Source organism: Mycobacterium sp. 1423905.2, assembly GCF_001673155.1.
Lineage (GTDB): Bacteria > Actinomycetota > Actinomycetes > Mycobacteriales > Mycobacteriaceae > Mycobacterium.
The window spans coordinates 1-1,890 of record NZ_LZLE01000337.1; the positions used below are offsets into that span (position 1 = coordinate 1).

At 67.7% G+C, this 1,890-nt stretch carries 2 protein-coding genes; one reads left to right on the top strand and one right to left on the bottom strand.

Annotated elements, in window-relative coordinates; all coding sequences use genetic code 11:
* Nucleotides 1–374 (top strand): L,D-transpeptidase (locus tag A9W95_RS22965; RefSeq protein WP_156746356.1); only part of this gene is annotated, 374 nt, incomplete at its 5' end.
* A gap of 28 nt (nucleotides 375–402) precedes the next feature.
* On the opposite strand, the gene A9W95_RS22970 is transcribed toward A9W95_RS22965, so the two are convergent.
* Nucleotides 403–1,833, bottom strand: a complete 1,431-nt coding sequence (locus tag A9W95_RS22970; RefSeq protein WP_067418262.1) for an NAD(P)/FAD-dependent oxidoreductase — start codon at nucleotides 1,831–1,833, stop codon at nucleotides 403–405.
* Nucleotides 1,834–1,890: the final 57 nt, after the last annotated feature.

Below are 1,890 nucleotides of genomic sequence, written 5' to 3' on the forward strand. Positions count from 1 at the left end.
GTCCGCCGCCCTCGCTGCCTGCACCGCACCACCGGCCGCATTGGGGTGAAGACGGCGTGATGCCGGCTTCGATGGGCCGGCCCGAATACCCAACTCCGCCCGGCACATACACGGTGCTGGCCAAGGAACGCTCGGTGATCATGGATTCGAGCAGCGTCGGCATACCCGTCGACGACCCGGACGGCTACCGGATCTCGGTGGACTACGCCGTGCGCATCACCAACCGGGGCCTCTACGTGCATTCGGCCCCGTGGGCCGTCAATGCGATGGGGCTGGAGAACGTCAGCCACGGCTGCATCAGCCTGAGTTCGCAGGACGCCGAGTGGTACTACAACACCGTCAACGTCGGCGACCCGGTGATCGTGCAGGAATAACCACGGCGTCGCGTCGCGCCGGATGTGATCAGCGCTTGCGTAACCACCGCAACGCCGACTGCGCGGCGTGATATCCGCACAACCCGTGAATGCCTGCGCCCGGCGGCGCGGATTGCGAACACAGGTAGACCCCCGGCACACCGATTGCATACGGGTCGAGGGCGATGCGGGGCCGGAACAGGACCTGCAGCCGGTCGTTGGCGCCGCCGATGATGTCGCCGCCAATGAAGTTGCGGTTGTAGTCCTGCAGTTCGCTGGTCGACTTGCTGACCGAAGCGACGATGCGGTTCCGGAAGCCGGGGGCGAATCGCTCGATCTGGTCGGTCACCGCCGCGGTGGCGTCACCGGTATAGCCGAAGGGAACGTGCGCGTACGCCCAGATCGGGTTGATGTTGCCGGCGCTGCGCGACGGGTCGGCCAGGTACTGCTGCCCGAGGAGCACGAACGGTCGTTGCGCCATCTTCCCTTGTGCGCGTTGGCGTTCGGTGTCGGCGACTTCGGCTGCGGTGCCGCCCAGGTGCACCGTGCCCGCTCGTGCGCAGTCCGGGTTCGTCCACGGAATGTCGCCTTCGATGGCGTAGTCGACCTTGAATGCCGACGATCCTTCCCGGTATCTCTGGTACGACCGCTTGATCCGGCTGGGCATGGCGTCACCGTAGATTTGCAGCACGGCGGCCGGGCTGAGGTCGAGCATGACGATGTCGGCGTCGGGGATGTCACGGCGGCGGGTGACCGAGACACCGGTGGCGACGCGTCCCCCATGTGCCCGTAGGGCGGCGCCGAGTGCATCGGTGATCGAGCCGGAGCCGCCTTCGGCGACGGGCCAACCGTAGCGGTGTCCGCTGGCCAAGATCATCAAGCCAAGTGATGCGGTCAGCGGGCGGTCCAGACGCGTGTAGACGTGGGCGGCGGTGCCGGCGAACAGCGCGCGCGCCTGTTCGGTCTTGAACCAGCGGACCACGGCGGTAGCCGGGAGCAGCGCGCGCGGGCCGAAGGCGGCCAGCCGGAGTGGGTGGTGCGGGATGTTGAGCACCGGGCGCATGAGGTCCTCGGCCAGGTCGTCGAATCCGGCGGCCAGACCACCGACGGCGGCGCGCCACCGCTTGCCGTCGGAACCCAGGCGGGCGACGGTCTGCTCGATCGAGCGAAGCAACACCCCCGCCGTGCCGTCGTCGAGCGGATGGGCGCAGTCGATTTCGGGCCATTTCCAACTCAGCCCATAGCTGGCCAGGTCGATGTCGTTCCAGAACGGCGAACCGACGCCTAGTGGATGAAAGGCCGAACAGTGGTCGTGGATCACGCCGGGAACGGTCAATTCTCCGGAGCGCGCTCCCCCACCGATGGTGTCGGCGGCTTCGAGCACCTGGACGTCGAGCCCATTGCGGGCAAGTTGGATGGCCGCGGCCAGCCCGTTGGGACCGCCGCCGACGACGACCGCCCGGTTCGAGGCGTTGGTCATGACTGGCCGGCGCTGCTGCGTTGATGTGTGATGTGCACGGGGAATTCGTCGCCGGGC